The 15,403-nt window shown below is 39.2% G+C and carries 16 protein-coding genes and 1 riboswitch; of the genes, 11 read left to right on the top strand and 5 right to left on the bottom strand.

All coding sequences use genetic code 11. From position 1 onward, the window contains the following. The first annotated feature begins 1 nt into the window (after position 1). The gene (locus PKC96_00570; GenBank protein HML99817.1) at positions 2-919 is read left to right on the top strand and encodes a hypothetical protein; all 918 of its coding nucleotides are present in this window, start codon (positions 2-4) and stop codon (positions 917-919) included. On the opposite strand, the gene PKC96_00565 is transcribed toward PKC96_00570, so the two are convergent. Genes PKC96_00565 through PKC96_00550 form a run of 4 tightly spaced genes read right to left on the bottom strand, consistent with a single transcriptional unit; the run spans position 916 to position 5,578 of the window. Beyond that, complete coding sequence (locus tag PKC96_00565) at positions 916-1,812, bottom strand: ATP-grasp fold amidoligase family protein (GenBank protein ID HML99816.1); 897 nt, start codon at positions 1,810-1,812, stop codon at positions 916-918. The genes PKC96_00570 and PKC96_00565 overlap by 4 nt on opposite strands. Then, entirely contained in the window at positions 1,802-3,328 is a 1,527-nt protein-coding gene (locus PKC96_00560) for an oligosaccharide flippase family protein (GenBank protein ID HML99815.1), read from the bottom strand. The genes PKC96_00565 and PKC96_00560 overlap by 11 nt, the downstream gene beginning before the upstream one ends. After that, positions 3,312-4,490 carry a hypothetical protein gene (locus PKC96_00555; GenBank protein HML99814.1) on the bottom strand — a complete coding sequence of 393 codons (1,179 nt, stop codon included), beginning with the start codon at positions 4,488-4,490 and terminating at the stop codon, positions 3,312-3,314. The genes PKC96_00560 and PKC96_00555 overlap by 17 nt, the downstream gene beginning before the upstream one ends. Beyond that, positions 4,487-5,578, bottom strand: a complete 1,092-nt coding sequence (locus PKC96_00550; protein HML99813.1) for a glycosyltransferase — start codon at positions 5,576-5,578, stop codon at positions 4,487-4,489. Before PKC96_00550 ends, PKC96_00555 begins: the two co-directional genes overlap by 4 nt. A 72-nt stretch (positions 5,579-5,650) precedes the next feature. Here PKC96_00550 and PKC96_00545 point away from each other — a divergent pair, with 72 nt between their 5' ends. The 6 genes from PKC96_00545 (at position 5,651) to PKC96_00520 (ending at position 11,833) form a co-directional block, all read left to right on the top strand. Beyond that, positions 5,651-6,304 carry a uracil-DNA glycosylase gene (locus PKC96_00545; protein HML99812.1) on the top strand — a complete coding sequence of 218 codons (654 nt, stop codon included), beginning with the start codon at positions 5,651-5,653 and terminating at the stop codon, positions 6,302-6,304. Between the two features lie 10 nt (positions 6,305-6,314). Next, positions 6,315-6,423: riboswitch (TPP riboswitch) on the top strand. A 55-nt stretch (positions 6,424-6,478) separates the two neighbouring features. Continuing rightward, on the top strand, positions 6,479-7,459 hold the full coding sequence (locus PKC96_00540) for an energy-coupled thiamine transporter ThiT (GenBank protein HML99811.1): 981 nt from the start codon (positions 6,479-6,481) through the stop codon (positions 7,457-7,459). A 63-nt stretch (positions 7,460-7,522) separates the two neighbouring features. Then, entirely contained in the window at positions 7,523-8,158 is a 636-nt protein-coding gene (locus PKC96_00535; protein ID HML99810.1) for a tetratricopeptide repeat protein, read from the top strand. A gap of 111 nt (positions 8,159-8,269) precedes the next feature. Beyond that, positions 8,270-9,160 (top strand): hypothetical protein, encoded by an 891-nt coding sequence (locus PKC96_00530; protein ID HML99809.1) that lies wholly within the window; start codon positions 8,270-8,272, stop codon positions 9,158-9,160. A 596-nt stretch (positions 9,161-9,756) separates the two neighbouring features. Further along, complete coding sequence (locus PKC96_00525; protein HML99808.1) at positions 9,757-10,968, top strand: ATP-binding protein; 1,212 nt, start codon at positions 9,757-9,759, stop codon at positions 10,966-10,968. A 334-nt stretch (positions 10,969-11,302) separates the two neighbouring features. Further along, a complete protein-coding gene (locus PKC96_00520) occupies positions 11,303-11,833 on the top strand; it encodes a DUF402 domain-containing protein (GenBank protein HML99807.1) in 531 nt (176 codons plus the stop codon). On the opposite strand, the gene PKC96_00515 is transcribed toward PKC96_00520, so the two are convergent. Continuing rightward, entirely contained in the window at positions 11,825-12,748 is a 924-nt protein-coding gene (locus PKC96_00515; protein ID HML99806.1) for an NAD(P)/FAD-dependent oxidoreductase, read from the bottom strand. The two genes, PKC96_00520 and PKC96_00515, sit on opposite strands and share 9 nt — an antisense overlap. A gap of 122 nt (positions 12,749-12,870) precedes the next feature. On the opposite strand from PKC96_00515, the gene tsaE reads away from it, so the two are divergent. Genes tsaE through tsaD form a run of 4 tightly spaced genes read left to right on the top strand, consistent with a single transcriptional unit; the run spans position 12,871 to position 15,396 of the window. Continuing rightward, entirely contained in the window at positions 12,871-13,335 is a 465-nt protein-coding gene (tsaE, locus tag PKC96_00510) for a tRNA (adenosine(37)-N6)-threonylcarbamoyltransferase complex ATPase subunit type 1 TsaE (GenBank protein ID HML99805.1), read from the top strand. A 1-nt stretch (position 13,336) separates the two neighbouring features. Beyond that, entirely contained in the window at positions 13,337-13,921 is a 585-nt protein-coding gene (gene tsaB, locus PKC96_00505; protein HML99804.1) for a tRNA (adenosine(37)-N6)-threonylcarbamoyltransferase complex dimerization subunit type 1 TsaB, read from the top strand. A 3-nt stretch (positions 13,922-13,924) separates the two neighbouring features. Then, positions 13,925-14,383: a ribosomal protein S18-alanine N-acetyltransferase gene (rimI, locus tag PKC96_00500; protein ID HML99803.1), complete on the top strand. Its 459-nt coding sequence runs from the start codon at positions 13,925-13,927 to the stop codon at positions 14,381-14,383. Beyond that, a complete protein-coding gene (tsaD, locus tag PKC96_00495) occupies positions 14,383-15,396 on the top strand; it encodes a tRNA (adenosine(37)-N6)-threonylcarbamoyltransferase complex transferase subunit TsaD (protein ID HML99802.1) in 1,014 nt (337 codons plus the stop codon). The genes rimI and tsaD overlap by 1 nt, the downstream gene beginning before the upstream one ends. Positions 15,397-15,403: the final 7 nt, after the last annotated feature.

Genomic DNA, 15,403 nt, shown 5'->3' with positions numbered 1-15,403 from the left:
AATGAAAGAAAGACTTAATAGATGGAAGGCAATCCTTGTTTTATTACCAATATTGATTTTATCCTCCTGCGGAACAATGACTCGGGAAATTTATGAAGATGGTCAATTTGAGGATCCGATTTTTGGCGCCAACTACTATACGTATCTTCCTGCCACCCTTAAGACGGCCACGGATTTTCGTACTTATCAACTGGATGAAAGCAATTCAAAATACGGGGAAATCACCAACAACACCTTCACTCAGTCGCTAGCAGCGCAGGACGTTATTAGAAATCTTCCTAACGCGGCGACTATTTTTAATAAATTATATGGGGAGAATTCTACTTTAAATGATTATGAGCGAACGGATGCTTACTATGAGGAGAATGCCTTAGGAAAAGTTAATGATAGTTTTCGGTATGGATATTTTTCCAAATTGACAGATGGACTTGCTCATTGTGATGGAAGTGGGGCTCGAGTCCGAATTCAAGCCGCCGAAGATGGATTTGGAACGATATTTAATCAACAGTTAACTCAGTACTACTCGTTTGTTCTGGCGCTTCGAGGAGGAACTGATATTCCCTGGGGCAGCAGTGAATATCCGGTTATGAGCAATGAAGATGCCCAAGCAACGATTGCACTGACACTCAGCTTTTATGTTATGAATAGCGATTTTGCCACCTATAAACGAATATCATTCACTAAAACCATAGAAACAAGAACCGATGATCATGGTTCCAATACCAACATACTTCAGTTTTATTTTAGCGATGTAATGGGAAGTGAAATGGAGCAAATAAAAAATGCCTCCGGCTTTTCTTTAAATTATCAAATGTTGGAACACAATGTCTTAAAACCCGGGGGCGTCAGTCAAGATTTACCTTATAAATTTGGCCTTATGATCTATGAGACGGAACTCCCATCTTCGCATTGGAATTAATTTATTTTTAACCATTGTCCGATTATTTCATCCGCTTTGGGATTGTCAAATTTTAGAGTTCCTTTAGCGGGAGTGAAAGTGCATTCGCCAAAGTATATTTTCCCTTTTATCGAATATAAATCGACGCGGACAAAAGGGAAACCTTTAGCGATTAATTCAGCGATGGCAACCATTTTTTGATACGCTTCCGGCCATTCGATTTTGTCTTCTTCCCGGCTTTGCCAGCCATTGAACTGCGCCTCGGGAAAGGGCGTTTTATCGATATAATAATTGTTGTACTTTATATCTTTGCCCCGTCCGGTGACAATATAAAGATAGCGAGCCACACCACCGAAAACATGAATTTTAAACTCATCGGGCAACCGGTTGTCTTCACCGATATATTCTTCGATTAAAATCTGGGGCTTTATTCGCGAATAATGAGGTTCCACAGTTGCTTTTCCGTAGTCTTTATTCAGCCATTCCGAAAACTTTTTCTGACTTTGAGCATAATTCATTTTCCTTTTATCAATTATGATTTCATTAAAGCCGGAAGCGTGTGAGCATTTTAAAACAAAAGATGCGGGTAAAGAAGAAAAATCAATATCGGAAAAAGCTTGATAGTGACCATAATCAGGAATAAGAATATTCTCCAGCCCGAGGGCCCTTATTTCGTCGCGAACTTGTACCCGATCGCTGAAGGCGATTACTTTGGGATTTTTCGCATCAACAAAAAGGCGTAGATACTGAAGTTTTTCGGTATATAAAGAGGGGTGTAGGAGATTTAGTTTATGACCGGTGATGTAGCGATACTGCAGTCTCACATAAAGGGAAGAAGAAAAGAAACGAATAATCGGCTGTAAAAACTTGGCAATACTGCGCTTAATGCGGTTTTCTTTTAGTCTAGGATTCATGTTCAATCTCCTTCTTTGGGGTTAAAAAACTAGTTACCAGTTTTTCTTTGCTGACGGCAAGTAAGAATGTATATGCAATACCGTCAATTAAAATAATTATTAGTATCTTAACAAAGGGCGTGCCACCAATAATGGTTTGTAGATAATATGTCAGCGCTCCGATGATTGTTCCGGCAACAATGATTTTTAAACTGTTCAGGTTAAATAAGGCGGATTTAATATATTTCCACGCTCCGACAATTAGGACAATTAAAACAATCAGGTCGCTTAAAGCTGTGGCGACGGCTACGCCTATAACCGGACGACTTTGAAAAACGGTCTTTCCCAATATAATACAACCAACGACATTTAGCACCAGACCGACGGCAATTGTCCAAAGATATATTTTTTCCTTTCCCATCGGTAAAAGGATGCTTGAAAAAATAATATCAGCCAGCGAATAGGTGATTACTAAGGATGAAATGATGATGACGCTTAAAGTGGCATTGCTGATACTGCTATCCGTCCAGGTGCCGCTAAGGTTGCTGTTGACTAGAAAGGCGATGATGTCCGGAGCTAAAATCACTAAGGCGACATACGCTGGTATGGCGATAAAAAGTGCAATATTAGTTGCATACCGAGCTAAGTTTTTGAAGAAAAACTTATTTTCATTTTGATAAAGCCGCGTTGCTCGAGGAATAAAAACCGCGCTCAAAGAAGTGATGATTGTAATGACGATTTCACTGCCTTTCACCCCGATTGCGTAGGAACCAACACTTGCGGTGCTCGGGTCTAATATCCCCAGAATAATGGTATCGGTTTGGTTATAGAAAGTTAAAACGATCGTGAGGACTCCCATTGCAAGAATGGGCTTGATGTACTGACGGAAGTTATATTCGCCCAAGGGTTTTAAACTTACGCCTTCTTTCTTGAGAAAAGCAAGGTTAAAAACCACGGTAAAGATGGTGTTTAAAAAGGCTAAAGCAGCATATAGAATAAGCTGTCGCGAATTATGAACAAAAGATATAATCAAAAGGCTTCCGATAGTCAAGGCAAAAATAGAGCGCACAGCAATATAAAAATGTTTTTCTAAACTGATATAGACCCATTCAAAAGATAAAGCTCCGAGTAAAAAGTTAATCGATAAGATAAAAATCAGACGCCTAATTAACTCGGGCTCAGCTGTCCAACTGGACGGCAATGAAAAGGCTATAGCAATAAGAAAGACAAAGGAAATAAGCGTGGTAATCAGCTGAAGAATAAAGAAGGTCTGGACTTTGCGCGAAAAAGCAACTGGATCATCCCGGACTTTTGCGCATTCGCGGATGGCAAGATTTGGAATTCCTAACTTGGCAATAATCAGAAAATAGTAAACAAAAGTATTGGCCAAGGTGTATTGACCCATACCGATATCGCCTAAGGCCCGCGCAGCAAAAGGGAAACTTACGAACGATAACACGGTGATGGTTACCGTGCGAATTAGGTTGATAACAACCGAACTGCGAATATTAGGGCTACTGTTAAGATTTGATTTCATGAATAAGGTCTTCTTCACTTCTATTAATTTTTAGTAATAAACTCTCGATTTTTTTGCCGGTTATTTCTAACCCAAAAATGGCCACCATCCTCTGCTGTGATGAAAGAATAATTTTTTTCCTCTGTCCCCAAGATAAATTCAAGGCTTGATTAAGACCAAAGGCGATCTCTTCCTTTGAACCGCGGCCCAAAGAAATGTAAGCATCGGGTAAATTAGCGGTTAAAATCTCATGGTCGGTCGACAGTAGCAAGCCACCATTCTCAATAATACTGATAATTTTACTGGGGAAGGAGCGGAGATTTTTCTCGTATTGTCGAGGATTTATCACCCCGATTGAACGGTTGATATAGCGGTTGTTGGTTTCGGGATCAATGGGGCCTAAAAACTCAATATGGGAGTTATTTTGTCCGGTTGCTTTAATCGTTTCGGTCAATGGTCCATAGCCAGCCATAATTAATTTGTCATTCTGCCCAAAGGAAATGAATTCGAGAGACTTTAAAAGATTAATTATTCCATACTGTTTATAAAGCGCGCCTGAAAAATAAAGACAAGAGTCGGTTTTTTTAGTCGGCTCAAGAATTTTTTCCTCATCGATAATCGTCGGAATAATAATTGTTTTCTTGGGCCGACCGATTAATTTGTTTAAGCCTTCACTGATGGCGATGTAGCCGTGATGATGCTGGTAATTCAGCCAGATCAGTGCTCGTAAAAGCGGTTGTATACTCTGCACTTTAAATGGATCATCTGTTATTACGGCTATCCGCTTCAAATGATATTTTTGCGAAACTTCTTTAGCCAGCCGGCTGATGAGAAGATTTATGGCGTCGAAAACAATGATTGGCATTTCTTCTTCACCTTCTAAAAGATGCGGAAAAAGGTTTAAAAACGATTTTTTTAAAGCCACCTTACGATTTACGCCTTGGTTTTCAATCGGAAGATAAATATAATTTTCCTTTCGGTGTTCGGGAATAATATCCACTCCCAAAGTTTTAGGGGTGATTGGGCGAAAAGAAACCACACTAACTTTTGCCACTTTCATCAGCGATTTAATCACTTTGCGGTGAAAGAGCTGATTGGATGGATTCGGTTTAACTTTGGATAAATTGAACAGTTCATTAAAGTCATCATCCAACATCGAAGTTGTTAAATAAATAATTTTCATAAGCCCAAGTCCTCAATTATTGCTTTGTGAGCAGAAACCATCTTTTCGATGGTATTTTTTTTAGCGGTCGCCAATGCCGAAAGGCTCATGTCCGTGTTGAGACTATCGATATGAGCAATAATTGCCTCGTCATTGTCCGGGTCTACTAAAAAGCCGTTTTTTCCTTCTTTAATTAAAGAACGAGCGGATATTATTTTGCTACTGGCAATAACCGGCAGACCTTGAGACAAGGCTTCATTAATCATATGTCCATAGATGTCTTCACGGGAAAGGAAGATGGCGCCATCAGCGTGGCAAATAAATTTTAATAAATCAGTATGACTCATAAAGGGAAAGATATACACATTGCGCAAATGCCTTTTTTTTATTATTGACTGATATTTTCTTCTTTCGGGGCCCTCGCCAATGAGAACTAAAGCGCAATCGGAATTTGCCTTGCTCCATAAATTAAGCAAATGAACATTATTTTTACGGGCAATAAATTGCCCAAAAGAAACGAAGATATGCGAATGGAAAATTTTATTTTTTTCCCAAAAAGCGCGTTTTTCCTCCCTCGACAGCAAAGACGGAAGTATCTCATCAGCCGTGATTGTCGCATAAGGATAATGGCATATTATTTCTTTTGCGATTCCATACCGCGACAAGTATTCATCGGCGATGGTCGAAGGAGAGAGATAACGATAGGCCCCCTGAAGCATTTTCTTTTTAAACCAAAATTTCAATTTTGATTCATCTTTAACGATGCCGCCGTTGATTGCAAAAAGATAAGGGATGCGCCTTGCTTTTAAAAAGTGCAAGCCGATCATTTCGGCAAGCGTTGAGTATCCATTAATAATTACCAAATCGTATTTATTCTTCTTTAATTCACTCCTAATTCCCCAAGAAAAAAAGTTTTCTTTACCGAGGGATATTCCGTTTATTTTATGAAGTTTAAAGGCGTACCTTTTTTCATGGTAAAAAAGGGAAGGACGATTTTTCGCTTGCAAACGCTCAAAAATAACATGGATATCAAAGAAAGAAGATAATCCATTATAGAGGGCAACTTTGTAAGGAGCCGGATGGTTGAAAACAAACAAGATTTTTTTCATAACTATTATAATTATACATAATTATTTCCGAAAAAAGGCGATAAATATGCTACAATTTATCCGGTAAATGCTATGGAATGGAAAGATTTTTTTAATATCGTGAAAGAAAAGCCATATAGCAAAACATTGCATGCTTTTCTCGATGACGAATATCGTCACCATATATGCTATCCTCCGCGGAACTTAGTGTTCAATGCTTTTAATCTCACGCCGTTAAAAGAGGTCAAAGTCGTAATTATTGGACAAGACCCCTACCATGAGCCCCATCAAGCAATGGGGCTGGCTTTCAGTGTCCCCAACGGCGTTCCACTGCCACCTTCACTTCAAAATATCTATAAGGAAATCGGCAACGATTTGGGATTAAAGATGAAAGAGGAAGGGGATTTGACTTATTTAGCCAAACAAGGTGTTTTGTTGCTTAATGCCCGGCTTAGTGTGCGGCGAGGTAATCCGCTTTCGCATAATGTAGAGGGATATCAATTGTTTTTGGCCGATGTAATGGAATTACTGGATAGGCAGGATCAGCCGATAGTTTTCATGCTTTGGGGAAATTTTGCTCGTTCACTAAAAAAGCTCTTGCATAATGAAAGCCATCTCATCTTAGAAAGCACCCATCCGTCCCCCCTTAGTGCCAATCGGGGAGGCTTTTTCGATACGCATCAGTTTTCTCGGGCCAATGAATATTTAAGAAAGCATGGCTTATCGCCAATTGATTGGCAGAACTAATCGTGGTATAATCATTCTTGTCGGGAGCTGGGCTTAACCTGGCTGAGAGGACTTGTTTTCCAAGTCGACCGCACCTGATCCGGGTAATGCCGGCGGAGGTAATGAGGTTATATACTTACACTTCACTCCTTTCCGCTGGAAAGGATTTTTTCTTAAAAGGAAAGAGGTAAGTGTATGGAGAAAAAATCATTCTGGCAGTTGTTGAATAGCGATAAGGCAAGAAAGTTGGTTCTTGCAATTATCGCCGGTCTGGTTGCTGTTGCATTTTTTATTCCCCCCGTTTTTAGTGAAGGGGAGGCGGTTGCTAGTTGGAGTTTATTGAGCGGAGGAAATAGCGGCAGCGCTGTTTGGCTTGGCTTGGCTATCTACTTATTGCCGATAGTTGGCGCTGTTTTATTCATTTTCAGGCGAAAATCCATTTTGCTAAGCCTGGCATTTTTTAGCGAATTACTCGCCCTTGTTTTAACCCTGACTTTAGTTTTTATTGCCAACGAATTCAACAAGGACAATGGTGTTGTTTACACCTTTGGCATTGGTTTAGGAATTATTGCAGGCTTATTGCTGGTCGGCACGGTCTATGCTTTAATGCCAATCTTGGATCAGTCTCATTTTACGGTTCGAGAAATTTCGGAAATATCTGTTTTGGTGGCTTTAGCATTAGTGTTAGATCGTTTTGCTCGGATTCCAGTCGCCATTGGAGGCGCCGGTTCCATCAATTTGGGAATGATTCCACTGTTTTTGATTGCCTATCGCCTAAACTTTTCCAAATCGTTTTTAGCGATAGGAGTTATATTTGGATTGATATCTTGCCTACTGGATAATTGGGGGCTCTATACTTTTCCTTTTGATTACTTTTTAGCCTATGGTGCGATTTCGTTCGCGGGGCTTTTTTCCAATCTTGCCTTTCCTAAAGATGCCAACAAAGTCAGCTGGCAAAATTTGGTTTTCTTTGCGTTATCGGTTTTTGTCGGAATTTTCGGCCGCTATATCGGAAGCACTATTTCTAGTGTTGTCATTTATGGCACGACATTAATTGGCGGTTTGGAGTATAACTGGTATATATGGGCCAGCGGCCTGGTTACTTTGGTCATATTGGGAGTGCTGTATCGGCCGTTTATAACCATTCGGAAGTTATTTCCGGTTAAAAACAACTAACTTGTTTTAATATCGTCTATGTTATAATAAATTATAAAAGATGGTCAAAGGAGGTAGTATCCGATGGCTAAATACATAGCGATGGATAATCGAGAGTTGGAAAAGCGAATTGAGCGAAAGGAAGTTGGGGCTAAACACGAGCTTGCTCGGCGATTGGTTCAAGGCGAAAATATCGCCGAGGACGATGCCCGAGGATACGCTTTGGCTTTGGAAGCAGCGGAAGAAGGCTATGCACCGGCTAAAACTGTGCTTGGATATTGCTATTTTTATGGCAAAGGCGTTAAGCAAGACGAAAAACAAGGAGTTGATTTCTTTCTTCAAGCCGCCGAAGGAGGCCATGATGCCGCCCAGTACAATATGGGAATCGCCTATGAACGAGGATCGGTAATTGCTGTTGATTACGAGAAAGCTTATGCGTGGTATGAAAAGGCTGCTGCCCAAAACTTCGCCAAAGCGTTCTATAAACTTGGCTTCTTCCAAGAGATGGGCTATGGGCGACCAATTGATTTGAATAAGGCATTTGCCTTTTATTTGGAAAGTGCCGAACGCGGTTATCGCAAAGCTCAATATATCGTTGGTCTATGGTACTCGTCAGGTCGAGGCATAATTAAGGATCTTGACTTGGCCCGCAACTGGCTTACAAAAGCCGCGGTTCAGGGATTTGGCCCGGCGAGAACAAAATTAAAAGAATTGGGCTAATAATTGACCATCTGTTAAACAGATGGTCTCTTTTATATTTAATTAAATGGTTTATATAGTAAAAAAAGCGATTTTTTGCTAATATTAACATGCATATGAGGAGATAAGAATATGGAAAATTGGTTAGTTGATCTAGAGACAAAAAGACATGAGTTTTTAAAATTTTATAAAAAATTCCGAACGGTTAACACGGTTTTAATGTTTGTAGTGTTAATTGCGATTTTACCCGTTATGATGTTTATTATGCCAATTGAGGGCTGGGGAACATGGGCCGCCATCATCATTGTTATGGTTTTGCTAGCTGGCGTTTTTGTTTATGGAAACTACATGAAGAAGAAGACAAACGCTGGAGCGGAAAAATATATTGATGAGTATTATCAAACGGTCGACAAATACGTGTTTGAAAGTGCGGACGTTAAGGATTATGAGCAATCAACCAGTGCAAAGTTTACAACCGAGCAATTCGTCAATGCCCATATTCTTAAATATATCGGACAATCAGCCTCACGCAATGTCGTAACCTATAAGGTCGATGATAAGAGCGTCGCCATTAGTGACTATGTAGCCTACACCTATGGTACAGGTCGGCATAAGCGACTTAATGCGCTCTTCGTTGGAAAATTTATTGAGGCGGACAACAAAGTTGAAGATCTTCAAACATTGATTTTCTTGAAACCAAAGATTAGTTCCGAGGGAGCGACCGGACCTAATGATCACGATGATCTCAATACGATTATCGATGATCAAGATATTGCCATCTATTCAAATAAGTCTAAATCACAGGCAGTTGACAAGGAAGTCTTAAGTCTATTAGAAAAAATTCCCGTTGGTCAGCATATTGTCGATTTGTCGCTTTCCATCTTGGCGGGAAAGACTTACATTGCAATTTCCTTAAGTGATCGGTTAATGAATGTTCCGTTAGAGCAAAGCGTCGGCATTGAAGCCATCAATGAGTATAAGAAAACAATAGAACTAATAAACAAGATTATCAGCAAACTATAATAGCCCTTCGGGGCTATTTTTGTACTTCAACAAATGCTATATATTCAGTCTAACATGTTGCAAAAGAACTTTTTACTCTCATGATTTAAGAAATCGTTTTTAAGCTGTCAAAATAGCAGTGAAAAGTAACGGAAAGGTTAATAAAGTAGACTGATATTATCACATATCAACTTTATCTTTATGAAGGTTGCTCAATAGATATGATGGAAGAGAAAAATTATTACTTTATATATCTCACCGGCTTACAACTCCTTATTTATATGTAACTAGTCAAAACGAAAATTGATAAAATAGTTTAATCTTAAAAGAAGAAATCCCAAGGCCTCTTCTTTAGAAATTTGGCTTAAGTTTACTCAAGCCGATTTTTCTCGTTGTCGGAAATATAAAAGAGAACTAATTCAATTAAAGTTTAACAAATTAGAGTCCGGCCCAATTGATTTGTTTTGGTAAGGGTTCACTACTTGCCGTTTCTCAATTTTAAATATTTCATATATTTTGGAAATGTGCGCAGGAATGAGAAGCAATGGCGATAGTATTCGCAAAACTATTGGAAAATTTAACTTTTGCGAATATAATCAATATGAAAGGTGATTGCCATGATAAAAAGAACTGGTTATATAAATAAACTATTGAAGTATAAAGATCGAGATTTAATAAAAATTCTTACTGGAATTCGCCGTTGTGGCAAGTCCATATTACTTTTCGAATTATATTATGACAAATTATTAAGTTTGGGAGTTAATAAAAATCACATAATCAAAATAAATCTTGAAGCTGCTTCTTCGTATAGTCTTCGAAAAAGAGAGTCCTTCGTATCATATGTTAATAGTCAAATTAATGATGATTCCAAGTATTATCTGTTAGTAGATGAGATACAGTTTCTCGAAGAATTTGAAGAGGCAGTAAACGGCATTCGTGTTGACTATAATATCGATATTTATCTTACCGGCTCGAATTCAAAACTCCTTTCAAAGGATATATCTACAGTGTTAAGAGGTAGGAGCATAGCTATTGAGATATTTCCGTTGTCTTTTCAAGAGATATATGAAAGTTTGGGCGGCGATAAAAACTCTTTATTAAACGAATACTTCCAATATGGGGGGCTACCTTATCTTCAAGATATTGATAAATCTGAAAAGATAGACTATCTAAGAATGGTCGATGAAACGGTAGTTCACAAGGATATTATAGAAAGATACAGAATCAATAACATTCAAATGTTTGGAGCGGTTTATGATTTCTTGTGTTCTAATATTGGCGCTTACGTGAGTTCTTATAAAATTGCCAATTCATTGGTCAGTTATGGATTTAAAAATGTTAGTCATGAAACTGTTGGTAATTTTTTAGAGTACTTATGTGACGCGTATTTGTTTTATAAAGTTAACCGCTACGATATAAAAGGTAAAAATTATTTAAAAACTTTAAATAAATATTATTGCTGTGATATTGGAATGAGAAATGCAAGAGTTAATTTTCGTCAAGTAGAAGTAACACATACCTTAGAAAATATAGTTTATTTAGAATTGCTAAGGAGAGGATACTTGGTCGATGTGGGTAAAAACTATCAAAATGAGATAGACTTTATTGCAAGAGGAGTTTCGGATACATATTATATTCAAGTCGCCTATACTATTAATTTAGAAGAAAAGAGAGAACAGGAACTTTCATCTTTTAGGAGCATTAATGATGGCTTCAAAAAAATAATAATAACAATGGATTCAGATCCCTTCACGTTGTTAGAGAATGGATATAAAAAACTGAACTTACTCGATTTTCTATTAGACAACGATGCCCTCAAAAAAATATAGTTTTAATGTTGAGTTGTTGCACATTGGCTTACAATGAGAGCGATCAATCTTCTTTAAATGATTTAGATGGTTTCTTATTAAATGGCACCGGGTGAAGTTGGAAATGATTGGGCTTCCTCTATCGAGAAGCAAGCATTAGACAATCAAAAAGATTCAGATAATTGCTTCGCTTAAAGGAAGATAAGATACCTAATTGTTTCACATCGGCTGTTGACCAACCTATGATAGCCCTTCGGGACTATTTTTATTTTCGATACCGGCAGCGACTATGATATAATCAACTTGAGATTTAATCTATGCCTCCGGGCTCGTAATGCGAAAGAAGAATTTTACTATGGAAGAAAAGCGCCGATGGTTGGCCATCCAAGGTTATAAGCACGATGGTCAACTTCATCGATATTGGGAACACAATTATCTTTTGGAGGAAAATGAAGATTTTTTTATTGTGGCTTCAACGCGGACAAAAGTAGTCGAAGCCGATGGCCGATACTGGTATACACGCGAACCGGCGATAACCTTTTTTAGCAAAAAAGAATGGTGGAACACAATCGCTATGATTAAAGATGATGGAATTAGCTTTTACACTAATATTGCCTCGCCTTCCATTATGGATAAAGGCTACATCAAATATATAGATTATGATTTGGACGTTAAACTTTTTGCCGACGGCACGATGCGACTGCTAGATGAAAAGGAATATCGGAGACACCGCAATCAATATGCATATGGCAAAGATCTGGATTTTGTACTTCGCAACCAAACCAATTTAATCATTGAAAAAATGAAAGAAAAACAATTTCCCTTTATAGATGAAGTGGTTGAAAATTATTATCGCGAGTTTAGGCAACTGCAAAAATTAAAGTGAAGCCTTTATATCTTTGATGATAGATTCGATTTCTTTTAGGGCGGGGGCTAATCGCCGGATTTTGCCTTCATAACCGGCAATATCGCCGGCGGCATATAAGTGATTGGCAATTTTAAAGCCATTACTACATTCAATGCCAATTCCTAATTTTGGAAGTCCGAAGTTATCGCTTAAAGGGATATTGCCATAATTTACCATAATATAGTCGACCGGTAACCGCTCAATATTTTTTGTCTCGACATTTTGAATTTCAAGGGCCGCGAGTTCTCCGTTGTCACCAATTAACCGATACGGAATATAAGGGGTGAGTATTTTGACAATTTGGTTGTTTTTTAAGGTTAAAATATTGCCGCGAAATTCATTTCTTCGATGAATAAGTGTGACTTTGGTGGTCACTTTGGAACACATATCGGCCCAATCAATCGCGGAATCTCCTCCTCCGAGAACGATGACACGCTTGTCCGTCAAAAATTGATAATCTTTGAGCGAATAATGAATGGCGGAATATTTGTCCTCATCGGGGATGCCCATCGGCCGCGGGCGGTAGACGCCAAGTCCGGTGGCTATAACTACATCATCCGCGAGAATACTTGTTTTATCATCGAGTTCAATTTCAATGGGGCTCTTTTGATAATTGACGGTTGTAACTTTATGACCAAAACGAAAAGCTATCGAATCCTTTTTGGCGGCCACTTGCTTTAATAGCAGGGCGATATAATCCTTCGCCTTTATTAATTCAATTCCCGGAATATCGGTAATGTCCTTTTCCGGATATAACTCGGTCAGTTGACCACCGGCAGAGTCTCTTCCTTCAATAATAAGCGCGGGAATATTTTCACTGCTAGCCTTTAGAGCAGTTAACAGTCCAACCGGACCGGCGCCGATGATAAGTAATGGAACTCGCGTTTGATTCATAATTTACCTCATATTCTTCTTTTCTTAATGATACCATTATATTACCTCACTTAGATAAATATGATTTTCGGTGTATTTAAAAATGCTAAATGCTATAATTAGCCCGCAAAGAGGAGTTTGCTATGAAGTATACTTTTTTTACAAAATCAGCTGCGGAAACAACCGCTTTTGGTTCACATATTGTCGAATTTCTTCAAGCCGGAGACGTGATTACAATGACGGGGGATTTAGGCGCGGGGAAAACAACCTTGGCTCGAGGCATTGCGTCCGCCCTAAAAATTGAAGAAAAAGTTATCTCGCCGACTTTTAACATCATGAAATGCTATTTTTTTGGGACGATACCCCTCTATCATATTGATGCCTATCGTCTTGAAGATGGGAACAAAGATATTGGACTAGAGGAGTATATTGAAGGTGATGGCATCTGTCTTATCGAGTGGCCGCAGTATATCGGAGAGTTACTTCCCAAAGAAAGATTAGAAATTCGCATTATCAATGTGGGAAATGACAATCGCGAAATAACTTTGGACAGCGATGGCAGCGAACACTATGCGCAAATTATTTTGCAATTAAAAGAGGGCATATGAAATGATTACTTTATTATTGGATAGTTCCGGCACAAATATGTCGGTAGGCTTGATGGAGAGCAATCAGCTTTTGGATGAAATCAATGAAGAAGCCTGGCAAAGACAAAGCGAGAAAATGGTGCCGGCAATTGATTTTCTTTTAAAGAAACACCAACTTGATCGCCGCGATATAGAAAAAATTATCGTAGGGATCGGACCCGGTTCTTATACTGGGGTACGAATTGCCGTGACGATAGCGAAAGTTATCGCCGTGGCTTTAAAAATAGATATTTATCCGGTTTCTTCCCTCGCGATATTAGCCCATTATGAACAGCCCACGGTTTGTTTACTCAACGCGCGGAGCAATCGTTCATATGTCGGTGTTTATGAGCAAGGAAAGACCATTTTGGCGGATACTATTATGAGCAATGATGAAGTTAAGGACTACCTTTTATTACATCCCGATTACTTGATTTCGGGAAAAGTTTCCTATCTTGGGTTGAAAGAAGTGCCTCAAGATCCGTTGGCAACAATGGTCCAACTGGCACCAAGTTTAAAAGCGGCTTCACAGCCGCTGGCCGTCAATCCGGTTTATTTAAAGGACTGATATATGGAAGAAAAAAAATTACTAGTAAGACCAATGAGTGAAAAAGACCTTCCCGATGTTTTAGAAATTGAAAACCAAGGGTTTATTTCTCCTTGGACGGAAAGCCAGTTTTTGTATGAATTAAATGAGAATCCGGTAGCGACACTTATGGTGCTTACATATGGTGAAAAGGTGATAGGCTTTGTGGATTTTTGGATTACTTTTGACAGTGCATGCATCAATCAGATTGCCGTCACTAAGGAACTTCGCGGCCATAAGTTGGGAAAGTTGCTGATGACCGATACAATTGCGCGCATTGAGGGAGTGGAAGAAGTAAAAGCCATCACATTGGAAGTAAGGGTTCATAATGATGTGGCTATTAACTTTTATTTGAGTTTTGATTTTGATATTGTCCTTACTAAAAAGCAATATTACGACAATGGCGATGATGCATACTATATGATGAAAGTGGTGAGAGAATAATGAGTACGATATTAGCAATTGAATCAAGTTGTGATGAGACCGGAGTGGCGATTGTTCGCGATGGTAATTTGCTGTGTAATATTGTTTCCACACAAATTGAAGTGCACCAAAAGTATGGCGGTGTAATGCCGGAAATTGCCAGCCGACTTCATGCAGAAAATATTGGAGTTTGCCTCCAAGAGGCCCTTCAAAAGAGCGGGGTTAAACTTGAGGAGGTTGATGCCTTTGCTGTCACGCGCGGACCGGGATTAATCGGCGCTCTTCACGTCGGACTTCAGGCGGCGAAAACTTTAGCCATGCTATATCAAAAGCCTTTAATTCCAGTTCATCATCTTGCCGCGCATATTTACGCAAACGAATATGTCGCTCCAATGGTTTTCCCGCTTTTGGCGGTGGTTGTAAGTGGAGGGAATTCAGAATTGGTGATTATGCGCGACCATCTTAATTTTGAAATTATCGGTGAGACAAAAGATGATGCTGTCGGTGAATGCTATGATAAGGTGGCTCGGGTATTGGGATTACCCTATCCGGGCGGAATTCCTATCGATCGTTTAGCATCTACAGCCGAACCCATATATTCTTTACCCAATCCGCTTCATAACGGAAATACCTATGACCTTTCGTACTCGGGATTAAAGACGCATATTATCAACTTAGTTAATATGGCAAAAATGAAGGGTGAGACAATTGACGTGCCAGGGATGTGCGCCTCTTTTCAAAAGGTTGCCATCGGGCAAATTATAGATAAATCGGTGCGAGCAGCCCGCGAATATCAGGTTAAGCAAGTTGTGCTGGCCGGTGGAGTTTCAGCCAACTCTTATCTTCGGAGTCAATTGCCTGAAGAATTAAAAGCGGATAATATTCCGGTCATTCGTCCGCCGATGTGGTGCTGCACCGATCAAGCAGCCATGATTGCCAAATTGGCTGAAAGATTATATACGGAGCATATTTTTGCACCTTTAACTCTCGGTGTTGATCCAAACTGGCCGATTGATCATTTTCGTGATTTTTGATGATTTA

The sequence above is a fragment of the Bacilli bacterium genome, assembly GCA_035326105.1.
Taxonomy (GTDB): Bacteria; Bacillota_I; Bacilli_A; order RFN20; family CAG-826; genus UBA7706.
Note: the sequence above shows the minus strand (reverse complement) of the source record. Positions and strands in the feature narration are given on the sequence as shown.

Bases quoted from the DNA above. Each gene is read 5' to 3' on its own strand.
- PKC96_00570 (HML99817.1), top strand. From the start codon at position 2: ATGAAAGAAAGACTTAATAGATGGAAGGCAATCCTTGTTTTATTACCA.
- PKC96_00565 (HML99816.1), bottom strand. From the start codon at position 1,812: ATGAATCCTAGACTAAAAGAAAACCGCATTAAGCGCAGTATTGCCAAG.
- PKC96_00560 (HML99815.1), bottom strand. From the start codon at position 3,328: ATGAAATCAAATCTTAACAGTAGCCCTAATATTCGCAGTTCGGTTGTT.
- PKC96_00555 (HML99814.1), bottom strand. From the start codon at position 4,490: ATGAAAATTATTTATTTAACAACTTCGATGTTGGATGATGACTTTAAT.
- PKC96_00550 (HML99813.1), bottom strand. From the start codon at position 5,578: ATGAAAAAAATCTTGTTTGTTTTCAACCATCCGGCTCCTTACAAAGTT.
- PKC96_00545 (HML99812.1), top strand. From the start codon at position 5,651: ATGGAATGGAAAGATTTTTTTAATATCGTGAAAGAAAAGCCATATAGC.
- PKC96_00540 (HML99811.1), top strand. From the start codon at position 6,479: ATGGAGAAAAAATCATTCTGGCAGTTGTTGAATAGCGATAAGGCAAGA.
- PKC96_00535 (HML99810.1), top strand. From the start codon at position 7,523: ATGGCTAAATACATAGCGATGGATAATCGAGAGTTGGAAAAGCGAATT.
- PKC96_00530 (HML99809.1), top strand. From the start codon at position 8,270: ATGGAAAATTGGTTAGTTGATCTAGAGACAAAAAGACATGAGTTTTTA.
- PKC96_00525 (HML99808.1), top strand. From the start codon at position 9,757: ATGATAAAAAGAACTGGTTATATAAATAAACTATTGAAGTATAAAGAT.
- PKC96_00520 (HML99807.1), top strand. From the start codon at position 11,303: ATGGAAGAAAAGCGCCGATGGTTGGCCATCCAAGGTTATAAGCACGAT.
- PKC96_00515 (HML99806.1), bottom strand. From the start codon at position 12,748: ATGAATCAAACGCGAGTTCCATTACTTATCATCGGCGCCGGTCCGGTT.
- tsaE (HML99805.1), top strand. From the start codon at position 12,871: ATGAAGTATACTTTTTTTACAAAATCAGCTGCGGAAACAACCGCTTTT.
- tsaB (HML99804.1), top strand. From the start codon at position 13,337: ATGATTACTTTATTATTGGATAGTTCCGGCACAAATATGTCGGTAGGC.
- rimI (HML99803.1), top strand. From the start codon at position 13,925: ATGGAAGAAAAAAAATTACTAGTAAGACCAATGAGTGAAAAAGACCTT.
- tsaD (HML99802.1), top strand. From the start codon at position 14,383: ATGAGTACGATATTAGCAATTGAATCAAGTTGTGATGAGACCGGAGTG.